We start from the raw sequence: 16240 nt of genomic DNA on the forward strand, positions 1-16240 counted from the left end.
CCTTTCGTTTCTGCCGCAGTCGTCAGGCGGAGCGGCGGACGATGATGTCGCCGGCGGAGGTGCGCGCCTGCACCTCCGCCTTCTCGTCGGACGGTTCGGGGCCCTCGGCGGTGTCGAGCTCGTTGCGCACCGAGCCGAACTTGGTGTGCAGGTCGAGCAGGGCCGCGGTGCCGCGGCGGATGCCGACCTCCAGCCGGCCGGCGGAGGACTCCATGGAGACCGATCCTCGGGCGACCTCTCCGATGCGGATGGAACCCGCGGCCGTCTTGGCGGTGACGCCGGATTCCGCTGTGCCGACGGTGATATCGCCGTTGGCCGACTTGACCCGCAGCTCGCCGGTGACCTCGTCGATCATGGTGGCGCCGTTGGAGTTGTCGATCTCGGCGGAGCCGTCGACGCGCCGGATGCGCACTGCCCCGGAACCGGTGTGGACCTCGACCCGACCGTGGGCCTGCTCCACCGAGATGGTGCCCATGCCGGAGGTCAATTCCAGTGCGCCGGCCGTGTCGACCTGGATGTCGCCGAACGAGCTCTTCAGCTGGCAATCGCCGAGCCTGCCTCGGGTGTGGATCGCACCCATTTCCATGTCGGCCTGGACTCGTGAGCCACTCGGCACCTCGATCACGACCTCGATCGAGCCGTACCTGCGGCCGAAGATCACCGCCTGCTTCCACATCGGCGGGCGCGGCGCCTTCACTCGCAGGAGCCCGCCGGAGTAATCCACCCGGGTCTGCTCGGCGGCCTCGACGTCGAGTCGGTTCTGGCTAACCGGGTGAACGTCGACCACGGCGGTGGCGCGTTCGCTCGCGACGATTCTGATGTCGCCCACATAGGCGTCGACGACGACGGAAATGGCTTCGGGAGTGTCGAATATAGGCATGGCAGTGCCCTCCTCTTGTTGATGTGGTGCGAAATCCCCGGTTGGGGTTGGGGCGTGAAAGTCGTTGACTGCGGCGCTATGTCAGCGCGCCCAGCCCGTAAAGGTCTGTCCGCTCGCGGTGGCGCGGGACCCTCGGCTCGCGACGGGCGGAAGAGGCCGCGGCTCCAGTGCCGCCGCTGCCGCACGGACCAGCCAGGCGTTGACGGAGAGTCCCTCGCGGCCCGCCGCCTCCTCGACCCGTTGCTTGAGCTGATCCGGGAGCCGGACGTTGATCCGCGAGGTGCCACCGCCGTCCTCGAGTGGTGCCACTGATGGGGCCACCGGTGCCACTGTGGCATCTTCCTCCCAGTACTGGTCCGAGGGAGGCGGAGTTACGACGAAGGTCGGATCCACGCCACGCAGCCGCACCTCGACCGAGCCGGGCGCGAGGTCGCGGGTGATCTCGTCAGCGGCGTCGGACAACGCGTTGAGCAGGGCCAGCCGCGTCGCCGAGTTGAGTGTCGAGGTGAGTCGTTCTGCCAGCTCACGCGCCTCGTCACCACCCGCATCCGCAGCGACGACCAGCTCGTACCGAAGGCTTTCGAGATAGGGCCTGAGATCCATGTGAGCCAGTATGGCATCATCATGGCTCAATCGCAACACGTACTTGGCTCACCCTGCCTAGTCCCCCACCAGCCCCCGAAAAGGATGGCAGATCCTGGCACATGTCAACGGCGATGCTGCTCTTGACCAGTTCATCACCGCGTTGCGCGAGGCCACCACACGTTATCGGCACAGTGATCCGCGGCCGGTGGAGATCCATGCGCGAACCGCGCGGGAGGATCAGCTCGATGCCATGCGAGAGTTGGACGTTATTCCGTCGTTTCTCCATGCGACCAGATCGGGCTCAGCCTGAAACTACGCAGCCTCGCGAGCAGCGAGGCGCGACGTATCGTCACCGATATCGAGAGGACATGCACGTTGCTGGAATGGCGATAGTGGAGTTCATCCATCCCGGCAGGTCATGCCCCATCACCAGATCCCGAAGTGAATCGAGTGCGAAGCCGCGCCTGGATGGAGTACGTCCGAAATCCTCGACGCCCACCTCGGGCAAGAAGGGATCGCGAACTTCGCCCTGTCGATCGGCGGCACTACTCCGACGGTTTTTCATCGGACTGCTGACTGCGGCGTCGCGGCAGTTGCTCGAACTCTGCCATTATCTGGCGCAGGAAATGCCGGAGCGGAGTATCCGATTTCGTCGTGTTGTAACAAGTTTCGATAACAGGCTGCAGCTGGTGGCCGGTGTCGACGACAACCCGCAGCAGCCTCTGCTCGGCGCACCGGCTCAGGACCGGGGCCAGGAGCTCGGCCGCACGCCGGGTGTGCCCTGTCGCCGACAGGCAGCACCCGCGCAGCAGCTCGGCGTGCAGCAGCGCGCGCGGCCGGTTCTGCCCGGCAATCTCGCGCACCAGCTGCTCGGCGCGACGGCAGGCCAGCTCGGCTGCCACACTGGTGCGTTCGGCCAGCAGCAGCCGGATCGCCGAGTCGTGGGCGAGTTCGGCGGTGATCGCCGATGCCGCATTCGGCTGCCTGGTGTATGGGGCGAGCTGCTCGAGGTCTCGACGATCGGTATCAGCGATCGGCAGCCCCAGACGGATGCGCTCGTTCACCATCCGGGCAGCCAGTCGCGGAATCGAGAAGTTCACCGCAACCTCGGCGCCCGTACGCAGCCGTTCGCGCGCGGCGTCGAGATCGCCACGCACCCCAGCCAGGCGCGCCCCGGTCCCATAGGCGGCCAGCAGGAACTCGACCGCACCGCCTTCCACGCCGAGCCCGACGCCCAGCAACTCCTCGGCCTCGTTGAATTGCCCCTTCTCATACAGCAATTCGCCGAGTAGCACGCTGGCCAGCCGGGTGGCTTGTGACTGCTTACCGGTCCGCAGGGCCAGGCTCAGCGCGCTCCGATAGCAGGATTCGGCCGTCGCGATATCGAGTTGCTCGCTGGCGGCCATCCCGGCGGTGCAGTCGCAGTACATGACGCCGAAGGGACCGTTGGAACGGTTCCGATGCGGTTCGACCCACCGATGCCAGCGGTGCACCTCATCGAACTCGAAGCGGTGCAGCGCGGCCCCCATCGCCATCACCGCGGTCACCTGCGCCAAAAACGGCCGGACCGGCTCGCGGACCCGCACGAGTACCGACTCCGGCACGCTCCCGGGCCGGTCCGCGATAACAGTCGCGCCGGCGCGGGCGAGCTCTATCTCGAGTCGGGTTTCGATGGTCCGGTCGTCGTCCGCCGGTGCCGCCGCCAGGGCAGCCTCGGCGCGGTCGAGCGCGGCGGCCGTAGCGTCCGGGCGCTGCAGGGCGGTGTTCGCCCAGGCGATCTTCACCTGCAGCTTCGGGTTCTGTGCCGTCAGCGAGTCGGGCAGCTTGGCCACCAGACCGAGTAGGGTCGCCATCCGCGAGTCTTCCAACAGCGCCTCGGCGTGCGCGTCCACCAGTTCCATGGCACGGTCGGGAGCGTTGGCCGCCAGCGCGTGATCGACGGCCTCGGTGACCATTGCGTGGTCGGCGAACCACTCGCACGCCGTGGAATGCAATTCCTCGAGCAGACCGGGATACTGCTGGATCAGTCGGCGGCGCAGGAAGTCGGCGAACAACGCGTGATAACGAAACCACCGCAGTTCGTCGTCGAGAGCGCGCAGGAACAGATCCCGCGCGCGAACCTCCTCCAGCAGTACCTGCCCGCCGGTCACGCCGGCCAGCGCTTCGGCGAGCCCCCCGCAGATCCGCTCGGGAACCGAGGTCCGCATCACGAACTCGAGCATGCCCGGCTCGAGAGTATCGATCACGTTCTCCATCAGATACTCGCCGATAGCGTAATGCCGTCCAGAAATCTGACTGAGATATGCGCCCGGATCCTCACGTCCGCGCAGCGACAACGACGCCAGCTGCACCGCAGCCGCCCAACCCTCGGTCGATGCGCGCAAGTGCTGGATCTCCTCGGCCGCCAGCGACAAGTTGTTGACCCCCGCGACGAACGCGGCGGTCTCGACATCATCGAACCGCAGACCGGCCGCATCGATCTCCACGAGCTCATCGCGAACCAGCATCCGACTCAACGGCAACCCTTTGCGACTACGACTGGTGACGATCATCTGCAGGTGATGGCAGCCTCGATCAAGCAGGAACTCCATCGCCGCCACGGTGACCGGGCTGCTCACCCGATGCCAGTCATCGACCACCAAGGCCACCGCCTCGCCGCGGTTGTGAATCTCATCGATCAGGGTGGCCATCACGTGCTGCGCCGCATCGCTGGAGCGTTCCTCGAGGATTTGCGCCAGATCGGTCGCCACCGCAGGGTGCGCGCGGCGAATCGCCTCGATGACATGAGAAAGGAACCACACCACGTTGTTGTCGTCGAGGTCCACGCTGAGCCAGGCGACGCGGACACCGTCGCAGGCGAGAGAATCGATCCACTGCGCGGCCAGCGTGCTCTTCCCGAACCCGGCCGGCCCGTGGATCAGCACCAGCCGCTGGGACCGGCCTCGCCGCAAGATGTCGAGCAACCGTCGCCGCGCGACCGGCTGACGCGACGGCTCCGGCGGCCGATAACGGGTCGACGGTGTCACCAGCGCCGTCTGCACAGACAACGGCGGCGCTGGTGTGGGAGCCGGTTCGACACCGATCTCGCACCCGCCGGTCACATCGCTGGCCGCAAGCACCATCGAGTTCACTGCCACACCGCTCGAGAACTCGATATTCCGGAGTCGATCACCGAACTCACGCGCGGTCGCGGGCCGCTGCGCGGGATCACCGGCCATCGCCGATTCGACAGCGACACACAACAGCGCGGGCACCCCACCTCGCCGCAGATCCGGAACCGGCTCGGTGGTGACCCGCACAAACTGCGCGACCACCGACTCACCCCGCCGCCGTTCGAAAGCCGCGTGACCGGTCAGCAAACAGAACAGCGTCGCGCCCAGACTGTAGATGTCCGCGGCCACCGTCGGCTCCCCACCCCGAAGCACCTCAGGAGCCGTGAACGCCGGAGTCCCCGCCACCAACCCGGCAGCGGTCTCGAACCCACCACCGACACGCGCGATACCGAAATCGGCCAGCTGCGGCTCACCGTAGTCGGTCATCAAGATATTGGCGGGATTGACATCACGATGCACGATGCCGCGGGTGTGCGCTGCCGCCAACGCTCCGGCGATCTTCACCCCGACCGACAACACCTCCTGCCAGGGCAACGGCCCCTTCACTCGGACCCGCGACTGCAACGACCCCTGCGCATGAAACGGCATCACAAGGTAGGGCTTACCGGTCGTGGTGACATCAGCCCGCAACACCTGCACGACATGCGGATGCGCCGAGAACCGGCCAAGGGCCCGCTGCTCACGCAGGAAACGCGCCCGCTCCTGCTCGGTCACCTCCGAATCGAGAACCTTCACCGCCACAGCACGATCAAGCGAGTGCTCCACACACCGATACACCACACCGAAACCACCCCGACCGATCTCCCGCGCACCATCAAACCCCGCCGCAGCCAACTCCGCCGCGACACCCGAACCGACATCGCGCTGCGTCCCCTCCACATCATGGCCGGCCATACGCGCACCCCTCGAGCTGCTGGAAAGGCCCCGGCAAGTCGATCGTACCCGGGTAGGGCCGTCAATCCGACGTTGTCGTCGCGAGAAGAACTTCACTGACCTGCGCAATTCGGCGGATTGCTGTCCCATCCTCCACGCCACTTGTCGCGAATACTTGGCTAGCCACAGATTCACTGCTATGTTGATATGTGTCCAGCCACCTAATTGGTGGTGATACGTGAGGAGTTGTCCTATGAAAGCCATCCTGTTCGACCGTTTCGGCGGCACGGAAGTCCTGCACCAGGCGGACATCGAGGTCCCGCAACCCGGCCCCGGGCAGGTCCGCGTCCGCATCAAGGCGGCCGGGGTGAACGCGCTGGACGGCAAGATCCGCTCCGGGGCGCTGCAGGCCCTGTTCCCGACGCCGCTGCCCGCCATCCCTGGTCGTGAGGTCGCCGGCGTAGTGGACGCCCTGGGCGAGGGCGTGAAGGACGTGAATGTGGGCGACGAGGTGCTGGGCTGGTCGGACACCGGCTCATACGCCCAGTACGCGCTGGCCACCACCCTGGCCCCCAAGCCCGCCGGCCTGGACTGGCAGCACGCGGTCGCGCTGCCGGTGGCGGGTGAGACGGCCGAGCGGACCTTGAACCTGCTCGGCGTCGCCGCCGGGGAGACCGTGCTGATCCACGGCGCGGCCGGAGCGGTCGGAACCCTGGCGGTCCAGCTCGCCACTGCCCGTGGAGCACGTGTCATCGGCACCGCCGGCACCGCCAACCAGGAATATCTCGCCTCACTCGGCGCCACCGCGACCCTCTACGGCGAGGGCTTGGTCGAGCGGGTCCTCGCACTCGCCCCCGACGGCGTGGACGCGGTCCTCGACGTTGCCGGGAAGGGAGCACTCGAGGACTCCATCACCCTGCGTGGCGGCACGGAACGCATCGTGACACTCGCCGACTTCCGGGCACACCAGCTCGGCATCACCTTCTCCAATACCCAGGAACGTTCGGCCGCCCGCCTGGCCGCCCTCGCCGACGACGCCGGGACCGGCAAGGTCGTCACCGTTGTCACCGCCTACCCGCTCGCACAGGCCGCCACGGCTCAGCAGGTCAGCGACACCGGACATGTCCGGGGCAAGCTCGTCCTCACTCTCGACTGATCACGCCCGCCTCTCCTTCCAATGCGCCCGCCGCTTTGCCGATTACCACCTGCTCGATCACCGCACCAAAAAGGGACCGATGATGCTGAACTCACTGTTGCCACCGACCACCGTCGGTGGCATGCCCCTCCCGCATCGCCTGGTCATGGCGCCTATGACCCGTGACCGCTCCACACCTGAAGGCATACCGACCGACCTGAACGCCGAGTACTACGCCCAGCGAGCTTCGCACGCGCTGATCATCACCGAGGGAACCCAGCCCACCGCCGACGGCCAGGGCTACCTCCTCACACCCGGCGTCCACAGTGACGAGCAGATCGCCGGATGGCGCAAGGTCACCGACGCCGTGCATGCGGCCAACGGCCGGATCTTCATCCAGCTGATGCACGTCGGACGCATCTCCCACCCTGACAACACACCCCACGGGCGCCAGCCGGTCGCCCCTTCGGCGATCCCGCCGGAGGGCGTGATGTTTACCGCTTCCGGACCCCAGCAGATGCCGATACCGCGTGCCGACCTGCCCATCCGTGCCAAAGACATCGACAACGGCACGGCCGACCTTGTTTCCGTCGGCGCCCTCGCGCTCGCAAACCCGGACCTGGTCGAGCGGCTACGCGCTGATGCCCCGCTGAACACCCCTGACCCGGCGACCTTCTATGGCGGCGGAGCGGCCGGCTACACCGATTACCCCACCTACACCGCCTGAGGAACACCGCACCATGCCCGAACCCACACCCCGCACCCCTGCTACCGCCAGCGGGGGGCAGGTGAGCTACGCGATCTTCGAGCTCGCCCGCGCTCACCGGGGCTACGCCTCCGCCCTCCTCCGCGAGATGGGCCTGCATCCCGGACAGGAACTCCTACTGATGCATCTCCTCGACCGGGATGGCCAAACCCAGTCCGAGCTGCTCGAAAGCGTCGGCCTAGACCACTCCACCGTCTCCAAGTCGCTCCGCCGTATGCAGGACGCCGGTCTGCTCGTCCGCGAGTCGGCCGAACACGACAGGCGCGTCATGGTCGTCCACCTCACCGACAAGGGCCGGGCCATGCGCGAGCCCATCGCGGCCATGTGGCAGGCCTTGGAGGAAACCTCCACACGGGACCTGTCGGCGCAGCAGGCAGCGTCCTTCGTCCGCACCGCATACGCGATCATCGACGCCATCAACAGCCGCGCTCTTCCGCAAGAAGATTCCATGTAACGGGGAAACCCCGACGGGCCGTGCCGCGGATGTGGCGGGGTCACCGCTCGCCTCTGCGAGTTCATTCCCCAGTCGCCAGCTAACTGCACATCGAGGACGGCACCCCGCGTCCGGGTCACCGTCGGCCTCGGCAAGCTCCTGCAGGCCGGCGGCGACCCGCGCCCCGGATCCATCCCCCAAGCCCCCACTACTGACCTGATCGAAAGTGAGACTCCCATGACCCCCACCCGTCCCACCCCCCTCCCAGTCCTCGTCGTCGGCGCGACCGGCTCCCTCGGAGGCAAGGTCGTCGACGAACTGCTCGAGCGTGGCAAGAACGTCCGCGCCCTGGTCCGGCCGACCACCGACGCGAGCAGGCTCGAAAGCCGGGGTGTCGAGATCGCCCGCGGCGACATGCTCGACCTCGGCTCGCTCGTCGCCGCCATGACCGGCGCCGATGCCGTCATCACCACCGCTGCCGGCTACACCCGCGGCGGCAAGAACGCGCACGACATCGACACCGTCGGCAACGCCAACCTCGCCGAGGCCGCCCACCGCGGCGGCATCCGGCGGTTCGTCCTGACCAGCATCCTCACCAGCGACCAGACGCCCGACATCCCGCACTTCTGGCACAAGAAGATCGCCGAGGACAAGCTCGAACAGCTCGGCGTCCCGTTCGTCGCACTGCGCCCGGGGGCGTTCGTCGACCAGATCGCGAGCATGGCGGGAAACCCGATCGACAAGGGCCGACTGACGTGGATAGGCAAGACCACCGTCCCGTTGACCTTCGTCCACACCTCCGATCTCGCGGCGTATCTGGCGGCCGCGGTCGACGCTGAGGTCGACGACGGTGAGCGCATCGACATCGGCTGGGACCGTCCGGTCAGCATCCGCGAGATGGCCGACCTGATGGGCAACCGGGCCGGAAAGAAGATCAAGGTGTGGGCCATCCCTTCCGCCGTCACCCGCGCCGCAGGAGCCGTCACCGGCCACTTCATGCCGACGGTCCAGGATATGGCCGCGATGTTCGGCTGGTTCGACAGCGGCCGCTACGTCGCCGACCCCCATCGGCAGGAGCAGCTGTTCGGCCCCGTCCCCACGGCCGATGACGCCCTCGCACGACTCACCGACGAGCTGGGCAAGGCGCAGCATCGGTGACGGGACCGCATCCCGGGCGGCGCCAGCACCGTGGGAACGGGTCCGCGGCTCATCGAGAGCCGCAGTCACCTTCCATCCGGCCCCGCCCGGATCGTGCTCGCCACCGCGGAGTTCGACCCCACCGTCACACGGCGAAGCTGCTGACACGGGCGGGGTGCACACCGAAGAAAGGCGCCGCCATTTCTCGGCGAAGGCCGGTCAGTCCGACGACGCGGGCGCCGCGGATCGATGCCTAGGGCCTATCTCGAGTCGTAACGACGTGACAGGGAAAGGGTTGAGGGATGGTCATCGGGCTGGTAGCTTTCAGTCGACCGTGACACCGCCCGAGGAGGTGAGACCCATGAACGCTGTATCGATGTGGGTGCTCCCCCTTCCCATCACGGCCGGCGATTGACGTAGGTGTCGCCGGGAGCGCCTCGACAGTAGGGCATTCCCGAAAGGCAACACCTATGCATTCTCTGCAGTTCACCGCCGAGTCGTCGTCGAACGGCATGGTCGAACGCGAATTCATCGTGGGCGGCATCCCCGGCGTTCTCTGGTCGCCGGCTTCCGGCGCAGCCGATCGCGCACCCCTGGTCCTGATGGCCCACGGCGGCGGCAACCACAAGAAACATCCGGCGACGTCCGGCCGCGCCCGTCTCCTCGTGACCGGCTGCGGCTTCCACGTCGCCGTCATCGACGCGCCCGGTCACGGCGACCGGCCGCGCACGACACACGACGAGGCGGAAATCGCCGAGCTGTTCCGGGCGCGGGCGGCGGGCAAGCCGGAAGGCCCGATCGTCGTGCGCTACAACGCGCACCTGGCGGAGCTCGCCGTGCCCGAGTACCAGGCGACCCTGAACGCCCTCCAGAAACTTCCGGAGATCGGCACCGAAGGGCCGGTCGGCTTCTGGGGCATCAACATGGGCACCGCGATCGGCATACCGTTCGTGGCGATCGAGCCCAGGATCACCGCCGCGGTCTTCGGCCAGCACTGGCCCGATGTCCTGGCCGAGAAGGCGAAGCAGATCACCATCCCGATCGAGTTCGACCTGCAGTGGGACGACGAGCACATCTCGCGCGAGGAGGGTCTCGCGCTGTTCGACGCCTTCGCCTCAGATGAGAAGTCATTGCACGCGAACTCGGGCAAGCACAAGGAGCTGCCCCGGTTCGAGGCCGACAGCGGGGTCCGGTTCTTCGCCCGGCACTTCGGCCGGCCGATCACCTCGCCGGCCTGACGTGCGCGGTTGCGGCGTCCGGCTTACCAGCCGGGTGCCGCGACCGCGGCCCCGGGTCGAGAATGGCGGCGAGGTTTTTCAAGGGAATGTCGTGGGCGGGGCTGTGCACGAACAGAGAGCGGGAGGCACCCGATGGCGTCGGTGACCGCGACGCTGTGGAGTCATCGCCCGGGTAGGCCGGGCGAACGAAGGATGGTTAGTGCTATGAACACTCAAATGTTGCAAATCTGCTGCGATTTGTGTGTTGTGGTGAGGTGACCAACACTTCCGGAGACGCGTATCCCCTCGCGGACACGATGACCACCACGATCGCGGCGCAGGACGGCGCGACGGTGCTGACGGTGGCCGGCGAGGTCGATCTGGCAACAGCGCCGGCGCTGGAGAATGCGATCGAGGCCATCCTCAGCGGCAAACCCGCGGCCCTGATCATCGACCTCACCGCGGTCAGCTTCCTCGCCTCGGCGGGCATGGCGACGCTCGTCGCGGCCCACCAGCGCGCGGGTGCCGCGACCGCGATCGCTGTCGTCGCCGACGGCCCCGCGACCAGCCGTCAGCTGAAGATGACCAGCCTGGATCAGGTGTTCGCGCTACATTCCACCCTGGACGCCGCGCTGGCAGCGTTCCGGCAGAGCTGACCGGAGCCGCTGCGCCGCTGTCATCCCCGGATAGCGGCGCAGCGGCCTTTCTCACACCAACTCGCGCAGCTGCTCGATCAGCTTGATCCGCTCGGCGGGAGTCGCCGCCATCGGGACGACGTTCAAGACCGTCACGCCCGCCTCCTCGAAGGCCACGACCCGCTCCTTGACGTAGCTCGCAGGGCCGACCAGGGAGATATCACGCACCAGGTCGTCCGGCACGGCCTTCGCGGCCTCGTCCTTCTTGCCCGCCAAGTACAGCTCCTGGATGCGGTCGGCTTCGGCGCCGTAGCCGTACTTCGTGGCCAGCGCGTGGTAGAAGTTCTTGCTCTTGGCGCCCATGCCGCCGATATAGAGCGCCAGATGCGGTTTCACGAACTCGAGCAGGTGTTCCACGTTCTCGCCGATGGCCAGTGCCGGGCCTGCGTAGACATCCAGTTCGCCGAGTGTGGGATCGCGCTTGGCCGAGCCCGCTGCCAGCGCATCACCCCATACCTGCTTCGCCCGCTCCGGCAGGAAGAAGATCGGCTGCCAGCCCTCGGCGATCTCGGCGGCCAGCTCCACGTTCTTCGGGCCGAGTGCGGCAAGCAGCACCGGAATGCGTTCCCGTACCGGGTGATTGATCAACTTCAGGGGCTTGCCGAGTCCGGTGCCCTGCCCGGCGGGCAGCGGAATCTGATAGTACTTGCCCTGGTATTCCAGGCGTTCGCGCCGCCAGACCTTCCGGCAGATCTCTACCAGCTCCCTGGTGCGGCCGATCGGCGCGTCGTAAGGCACGCCGTGGAATCCTTCGACCACCTGCGGGCCGGACGCGCCGAGACCGAGCACATAGCGTCCGTCGGAGACGAAGTCCAGGCCCGCCGCGGTCATCGCGGTCAGGCTCGGGGTCCTGGTGTAGATCTGCAGGATGCCCGAGGCCAGCTGCAGGCGCGTGGTCTTGGCCGCCAGGTAGCCAAGCGCGCTCACCGCGTCGAACGAGTACGCCTCGGGGACGAATACGATGTCCAGACCAGCCCGTTCGAGATCCGCGACTTCCGCCGCTGCCTCCTTGAAACCGCCCGAGTAGTTGATGCCCAATCCGATCCGCATAGCACTCAACATAACGGCGGCTGAGCGGCGCCCACGCACCGGCCACAGGGGAACGTACGACAGGCGGTGGTATCCGCCGGACCGGCGGCGCAACCGAGTAGCGTCTATTCCTGACCATCCCTCGCCGTAGAACGAAAGGCAACACTCTCGTGTCGCAGCCCAGCACCTCGTCCACGGAAACTGCGTCGTCCTTCGGCAGGGCAAACCTCGCGCAGTACCTGAGCGATCTGGCCGCCAAGATTCCCGCGCCGGGCGGAGGCGCGGTGGCCGCGCTGCACGCCGCGCAGGCGGCAGCGCTGGTGGCGATGGTGGCGCGCTACACCACCCGCGCCAAGGACGCCGACAACCGCCCGGTGGTCGATCGCATCATCGAGGCCGCAGATGCCGCCCGCGACCGGGCTCTGGCGCTGGCCGATGCCGACGCAGCCGCGTTCACGGCCGTCGGCGCCGCCTACAAGCTACCGAAAGACACCCCGGAGAACCTCGCCGCCCGCACCGCCGCGATCAATGCCGCGCTCATCGAAGCCGCGCGGGTGCCCGCCGCGGTCGTCGACGAGGCCGACGAGGTGCTGACGCTGGCGGCGGAGTTGTTCCCGATCGGGAACCCGAACGTGGTTACCGACATCGGCGCCGCAGCCGACGCCTGCCGCGCCGCCGCGGCGAGTTCGCAGCTCAACATCGAGATCAACGTGGCGTCGCTGCCCGCGGGCGAGGGCGATCGTTTCGCCACCGTCCTGATTCGCATCAACGAATTGACCGCTCGCGCGGACGCCCTGCACGCCGACGTCGTACATGCGGTGCGCAGCTAGCGTCGGCTTCGAAGTGGCGCCGGTGGCCGATTCCGCCACCGGCGCCCTTGCGTTCCGGCGTTGTCAGGCCGGCGGATTCCAGGCAACCAGCACGATCTTGCCGCGCACCCGGCCGGATTCGCTGATCTGGTGGGCTTTCGCGATCTCCGCGAGCGGCAGCACCTGGTCGATCGTGACGCCCAGATACCCGTGATCAACCATGGTGGTGATCTCACGCAGCGAGACCCCGGACGGTTCCACATAGAAGCGCTCGTAGCGCGGGTCGTCCTCCGCGTCCGAGCCCTGCGTGTCTATCAACCTGCCGTCGGGCCGCAGCACCCGCGCCGAACGGGAACCGTATTCGCCGCCGACAAGGTCCAGCACGATATCCAGGTCGCGCACCGCGGTGCCGAAATCGGTCGCGGTGTAATCGATCAGCTCGTCGGCGCCCAGCCCGCGCAGGTACTCGTGGTTGACGGTGCGCGCGGTGCCGATCACGTACGCGCCGCGATGCTTCGCCATCTGCACCGCGAGATGCCCCACCCCGCCGGCGGCCGCGTGCACAAGGATGCGCTGTTCCGCGCCGATCGCGGCCAGCGCCTGCCACGCCGTCAGCGCGGCCGTCGGCAATGCCGCCGCGTGCACGTGGTCGATGTGGTGCGGCTTCGGCGCCAACGTATGGACCTGCACGACAACATATTCGGCGTTCGCACCGCCGAACACCATGCCGTATACCGCATCTCCCACACCAAAGCGGTCCACCCCGGGGCCGAGCTCCTCGATGATGCCGGAGACGTCGAAGCCGAGCGTGAGCGGTGGTTCACCGATCCTGTCGACGAGCCCGGCGCGCACCTTCCAGTCGGCCGGGTTGACGCTGGTCGCGGCTACCCGAACCAGCACCTCGCCTGCGCCGGGACGCGGTCGATCGACCTCCTCGATATCGAGTACTTCCGGACCACCGAAGACTTTCTGCGTTATCGCGAGCATATGACGATTCTGCGGGGCCCTGGTACCTTCTGGAAAGAAGGCACCTTCTTGATACCGAGGTTCCCAATGGATACTGCATGTGGTCGGTCCGATTCTCCGACCCTGGTCGAGAGCTATTTGCACCACTGCCCAGCGCGCGAGGTGCTAGCCGTCCTTGCCGACAAGTGGGTCATGCTGGTGCTGAGCGTGCTGCGCGGCAGCGACGGACCGGTCCGCTTCAACGATCTGCGCCGCCGCCTGGACGGCATCACTCAGAAGATGCTCACCCGCACCCTGCGTAACCTCGAGCGTGAGGGCTTGGTCCGCCGTGCGGTCTACCCCACGGTGCCGCCGCGGGTGGAGTACTCCCTCACCGAGCTCGGCGCGAGCATAGGTGAACTCAGCCACGCCATGGGTGTCTGGGCGGTGCAGCACCAGGACCGAATCCTCACCGCGCGAGCGGAATTCGACGCGCGGGCGATAACCGCGCCGCAGCCGCTCACGTCCGGCCCCTCTCGCTGACCGGCGACCTCGCTCCCGCGTTCCCCTGAAACCGTGCCTGCGGCAGCGCTAGGTTTCCTTCGCGTCCGACCGGGTAGCCGATCAGTGTAGGCAGCTCCGCCGGGTCACAACTGGACCGTGGACCAGGTTATCGCCGGTCGAGTTGATCACGCGGGCCTAGAATGTTTCTTTGCCTACCACACCATTTCGAAGGGGTGGAAGCCATGAGGAGCGCAATTCGGTATTTGTTCCTCGCGACCGTGATCGTGGCACTCGCCGCGTTCGGGTCGGGTGCGGCGACAGCGATGCTGATCGAAACGCCCTCCGCGCAGGCGGTGGCAGCGATCGAACCTTCGAACGGCCAGGTGGTGGGCGTCGCTCATCCCGTGACCATTCGTTTCGCCGCTCCCGTCGCGGATCGCGCACGCGCGGAAGAATCCATAGCTATCAGAACTATCCAGCCAGTCGCGGGCACATTCGCGTGGACCGACGACCGTGAGGCGATGTGGACGCCGACCGGGTTCCTGCCCGCCAACGCCCGTATCTCTGTCGCAGTCGGTAACGCGCGCACGGACTTCCGAACCAACGCGGGAGTCGTCGGCGACGCGGACATGTCAGCACACACGTTCACCCTCCGCGTCGGCGGCAACGTCGTGCGGACGATGCCCGCCTCCATGGGTAAGCCGGGCTGGGAGACACCGTCGGGGACTTGGCCGGTGCTGGAGAAGTTCCGTTCGGTGGTGTTCGACTCGCGCACCATCGGCATTCCGCTGAGTTCACCCGAGGGCTACGTCATCAAGGGTGAATTCGCCGAACGCCTCACATGGAGTGGGGTTTTCATTCATTCCGCCCCGTGGTCGGTAGAGCAGCAGGGCAATTCGAACGTCAGCCACGGCTGCGTCAACTTGGCGCCCGATGACGCCGAATGGGTCTACCACGCGATCGGCGTCGGCGACCCGGTGGTCACGCACTGGTAACGCCCAGCGCCCTGCGGCAATGTTTCAGCGGTGGCACTCGTCACGCGCTCGCCCAACCCCGCCGACCGACGCGCGACCCTGGTCACGCCGACGAGGGCCGCGCCGCACGACCCGCGCGACCGAGACGCGTCGCGCGTCCGCCGAGGAACTGCTCGCGACGCTCTCGACTACGCAGCGCGAAACCCCTGTGCGACCTACTCGCCGCACTCGACACGCCCGCCCGCTGAATGCACGAGCGAGTACTCGAACCAGGTATCGGGCAGTATTCTCCCATTCGGCTGGACGAACGCGGCGGAGCGCGCCCGGGCCGGTGCGGACAACCTGACTGTGACCTGATGAAGGTGGGGCGATGGATCGACCGGAGATGAGCGCACGACCGGGCTACAACCGCGGGAATCCTCAACTCACCGGACATGGTGGGCCGGACAAGTCCTCCACGGGCGACGAGGAGTACCGGGGCGACTGGTCCGCATGGGTCGACAGGCTACCCACCGCACCGCAGCTCACCGCACCACCGCCCGAACCCGAGCGCTACGAAGGCGAATTCCCCGGGCTGATCGATCGCTCCCGCCCGCGGCGCACGAAGCGCCGGTGGGCACCACCGCTTCTCGGCACGCTCGCCATCGCCGCTCTGACCTTCGCGGCCTTCACGCAGTTCTGGGGCGGCGGCTCCGACCAGCAGGCCGGGCCGTCCGCGCCGACACAGGCGAACCCGCCCGCGGCACGACCCGGCAACCAGTGTCCGGCAGAGCGAGTCGGTAACCGGATCCAGGGCAACGGCATCGGGGGTTTCGACTCCGGACCGGCCGCAATCTTCGCCTTCCAGCACGCCTACTACGTGTCGCGCTCCGGCGAGCAGGCCCGCGCCACCGCCACCGCCAACGCCGCGGTCCCCACCGCCCACGCCATCCAGGAGGGCATCGACTCCATCCCGGCGGGCACCACCTACTGCCTGGCAATCACCCCTGGCGCGTTCGCGGGTCAGTACGTCGTCGTGATCACGGAACATCGTCCCGGCCACGGCCCGATGGCCTACAACCCGCAGATAGTCTCCACCGCCAAAGAAGGCAACCGCACCCTGATCAACGCGATCAGCCGGGGTTGAATTCTGCCCCGGTTCCCCG

At 67.3% G+C, this 16240-nt stretch carries 16 protein-coding genes; 11 read left to right on the forward strand and 5 right to left on the reverse strand.

What is annotated here, in order from left to right; genetic code table 11:
* Nucleotides 1–22: 22 nt before the first annotated feature.
* Complete coding sequence (locus OH799_RS10155) at nt 23–880, reverse strand: DUF4097 family beta strand repeat-containing protein (protein WP_406278388.1); 858 nt, start codon at nt 878–880, stop codon at nt 23–25.
* Between the two features lie 81 nt (nt 881–961).
* On the reverse strand, nt 962–1483 hold the full coding sequence (locus tag OH799_RS10160) for a hypothetical protein (protein ID WP_406278391.1): 522 nt from the start codon (nt 1481–1483) through the stop codon (nt 962–964).
* 91 nt (nt 1484–1574) lie between these two features.
* Between OH799_RS10160 and OH799_RS10165 the strand changes: the two genes are divergently transcribed.
* A complete protein-coding gene (locus tag OH799_RS10165; RefSeq protein WP_406281961.1) occupies nt 1575–1775 on the forward strand; it encodes a hypothetical protein in 201 nt (66 codons plus the stop codon).
* 235 nt (nt 1776–2010) lie between these two features.
* Here OH799_RS10165 and OH799_RS10170 read toward each other — a convergent pair whose 3' ends face one another.
* Nucleotides 2011–5472 carry a protein kinase domain-containing protein gene (locus OH799_RS10170; RefSeq protein ID WP_406278394.1) on the reverse strand — a complete coding sequence of 1154 codons (3462 nt, stop codon included), beginning with the start codon at nt 5470–5472 and terminating at the stop codon, nt 2011–2013.
* A gap of 232 nt (nt 5473–5704) precedes the next feature.
* Between OH799_RS10170 and OH799_RS10175 the strand changes: the two genes are divergently transcribed.
* The 6 genes from OH799_RS10175 (at nt 5705) to OH799_RS10200 (ending at nt 10795) form a co-directional block, all read left to right on the forward strand.
* Nucleotides 5705–6607, forward strand: coding sequence for an NADP-dependent oxidoreductase (locus OH799_RS10175; RefSeq protein ID WP_406278397.1), 903 nt, complete (start codon nt 5705–5707; stop codon nt 6605–6607).
* A gap of 79 nt (nt 6608–6686) precedes the next feature.
* Nucleotides 6687–7313: a hypothetical protein gene (locus OH799_RS10180; RefSeq protein WP_406278400.1), complete on the forward strand. Its 627-nt coding sequence runs from the start codon at nt 6687–6689 to the stop codon at nt 7311–7313.
* Nucleotides 7314–7326: 13 nt separating this feature from the next.
* Nucleotides 7327–7806, forward strand: coding sequence for a MarR family winged helix-turn-helix transcriptional regulator (locus OH799_RS10185; RefSeq protein ID WP_406278405.1), 480 nt, complete (start codon nt 7327–7329; stop codon nt 7804–7806).
* A 216-nt stretch (nt 7807–8022) separates the two neighbouring features.
* Nucleotides 8023–8943 (forward strand): SDR family oxidoreductase, encoded by a 921-nt coding sequence (locus tag OH799_RS10190; protein ID WP_406278408.1) that lies wholly within the window; start codon nt 8023–8025, stop codon nt 8941–8943.
* A gap of 512 nt (nt 8944–9455) precedes the next feature.
* A complete protein-coding gene (locus OH799_RS10195; protein ID WP_406278411.1) occupies nt 9456–10160 on the forward strand; it encodes an alpha/beta hydrolase in 705 nt (234 codons plus the stop codon).
* A gap of 296 nt (nt 10161–10456) precedes the next feature.
* Nucleotides 10457–10795, forward strand: a complete 339-nt coding sequence (locus OH799_RS10200) for an STAS domain-containing protein (RefSeq protein ID WP_327118434.1) — start codon at nt 10457–10459, stop codon at nt 10793–10795.
* Between the two features lie 51 nt (nt 10796–10846).
* On the opposite strand, the gene OH799_RS10205 is transcribed toward OH799_RS10200, so the two are convergent.
* Entirely contained in the window at nt 10847–11884 is a 1038-nt protein-coding gene (locus OH799_RS10205) for an LLM class F420-dependent oxidoreductase (protein WP_406278414.1), read from the reverse strand.
* 149 nt (nt 11885–12033) lie between these two features.
* Here OH799_RS10205 and OH799_RS10210 point away from each other — a divergent pair, with 149 nt between their 5' ends.
* A complete protein-coding gene (locus tag OH799_RS10210) occupies nt 12034–12693 on the forward strand; it encodes a cyclodeaminase/cyclohydrolase family protein (RefSeq protein WP_406278417.1) in 660 nt (219 codons plus the stop codon).
* Between the two features lie 63 nt (nt 12694–12756).
* Here the strand turns inward: OH799_RS10210 and OH799_RS10215 are convergent, their stop codons facing one another.
* On the reverse strand, nt 12757–13659 hold the full coding sequence (locus OH799_RS10215; RefSeq protein ID WP_406278420.1) for an NADP-dependent oxidoreductase: 903 nt from the start codon (nt 13657–13659) through the stop codon (nt 12757–12759).
* A 66-nt stretch (nt 13660–13725) separates the two neighbouring features.
* On the opposite strand from OH799_RS10215, the gene OH799_RS10220 reads away from it, so the two are divergent.
* The 3 genes from OH799_RS10220 to OH799_RS10230 all read left to right on the forward strand — a co-directional run bounded on the left by OH799_RS10220 (nt 13726) and on the right by OH799_RS10230 (nt 16221).
* On the forward strand, nt 13726–14160 hold the full coding sequence (locus tag OH799_RS10220) for a winged helix-turn-helix transcriptional regulator (RefSeq protein WP_406278423.1): 435 nt from the start codon (nt 13726–13728) through the stop codon (nt 14158–14160).
* 203 nt (nt 14161–14363) lie between these two features.
* Nucleotides 14364–15116: a L,D-transpeptidase family protein gene (locus tag OH799_RS10225; RefSeq protein WP_406278426.1), complete on the forward strand. Its 753-nt coding sequence runs from the start codon at nt 14364–14366 to the stop codon at nt 15114–15116.
* Nucleotides 15117–15465: 349 nt separating this feature from the next.
* Entirely contained in the window at nt 15466–16221 is a 756-nt protein-coding gene (locus tag OH799_RS10230; RefSeq protein ID WP_406278429.1) for a hypothetical protein, read from the forward strand.
* The last annotated feature ends 19 nt before the right edge of the window (nt 16222–16240 follow it).

The organism is Nocardia sp. NBC_00881, assembly GCF_045207455.1.
Lineage (GTDB): Bacteria > Actinomycetota > Actinomycetes > Mycobacteriales > Mycobacteriaceae > Nocardia.

What these genes read in the sequence shown, in the direction of transcription:
- OH799_RS10155 (WP_406278388.1), bottom strand. Translation starts at nt 880, where the DNA reads ATGCCTATATTCGACACTCCCGAAGCCATTTCCGTCGTCGTCGACGCC.
- OH799_RS10160 (WP_406278391.1), bottom strand. Translation starts at nt 1,483, where the DNA reads ATGGATCTCAGGCCCTATCTCGAAAGCCTTCGGTACGAGCTGGTCGTC.
- OH799_RS10170 (WP_406278394.1), bottom strand. Translation starts at nt 5,472, where the DNA reads ATGGCCGGCCATGATGTGGAGGGGACGCAGCGCGATGTCGGTTCGGGT.
- OH799_RS10175 (WP_406278397.1), top strand. Translation starts at nt 5,705, where the DNA reads ATGAAAGCCATCCTGTTCGACCGTTTCGGCGGCACGGAAGTCCTGCAC.
- OH799_RS10180 (WP_406278400.1), top strand. Translation starts at nt 6,687, where the DNA reads ATGATGCTGAACTCACTGTTGCCACCGACCACCGTCGGTGGCATGCCC.
- OH799_RS10185 (WP_406278405.1), top strand. Translation starts at nt 7,327, where the DNA reads ATGCCCGAACCCACACCCCGCACCCCTGCTACCGCCAGCGGGGGGCAG.
- OH799_RS10190 (WP_406278408.1), top strand. Translation starts at nt 8,023, where the DNA reads ATGACCCCCACCCGTCCCACCCCCCTCCCAGTCCTCGTCGTCGGCGCG.
- OH799_RS10200 (WP_327118434.1), top strand. Translation starts at nt 10,457, where the DNA reads ATGACCACCACGATCGCGGCGCAGGACGGCGCGACGGTGCTGACGGTG.
- OH799_RS10205 (WP_406278414.1), bottom strand. Translation starts at nt 11,884, where the DNA reads ATGCGGATCGGATTGGGCATCAACTACTCGGGCGGTTTCAAGGAGGCA.
- OH799_RS10215 (WP_406278420.1), bottom strand. Translation starts at nt 13,659, where the DNA reads ATGCTCGCGATAACGCAGAAAGTCTTCGGTGGTCCGGAAGTACTCGAT.
- OH799_RS10220 (WP_406278423.1), top strand. Translation starts at nt 13,726, where the DNA reads ATGGATACTGCATGTGGTCGGTCCGATTCTCCGACCCTGGTCGAGAGC.
- OH799_RS10225 (WP_406278426.1), top strand. Translation starts at nt 14,364, where the DNA reads ATGAGGAGCGCAATTCGGTATTTGTTCCTCGCGACCGTGATCGTGGCA.
- OH799_RS10230 (WP_406278429.1), top strand. Translation starts at nt 15,466, where the DNA reads ATGGATCGACCGGAGATGAGCGCACGACCGGGCTACAACCGCGGGAAT.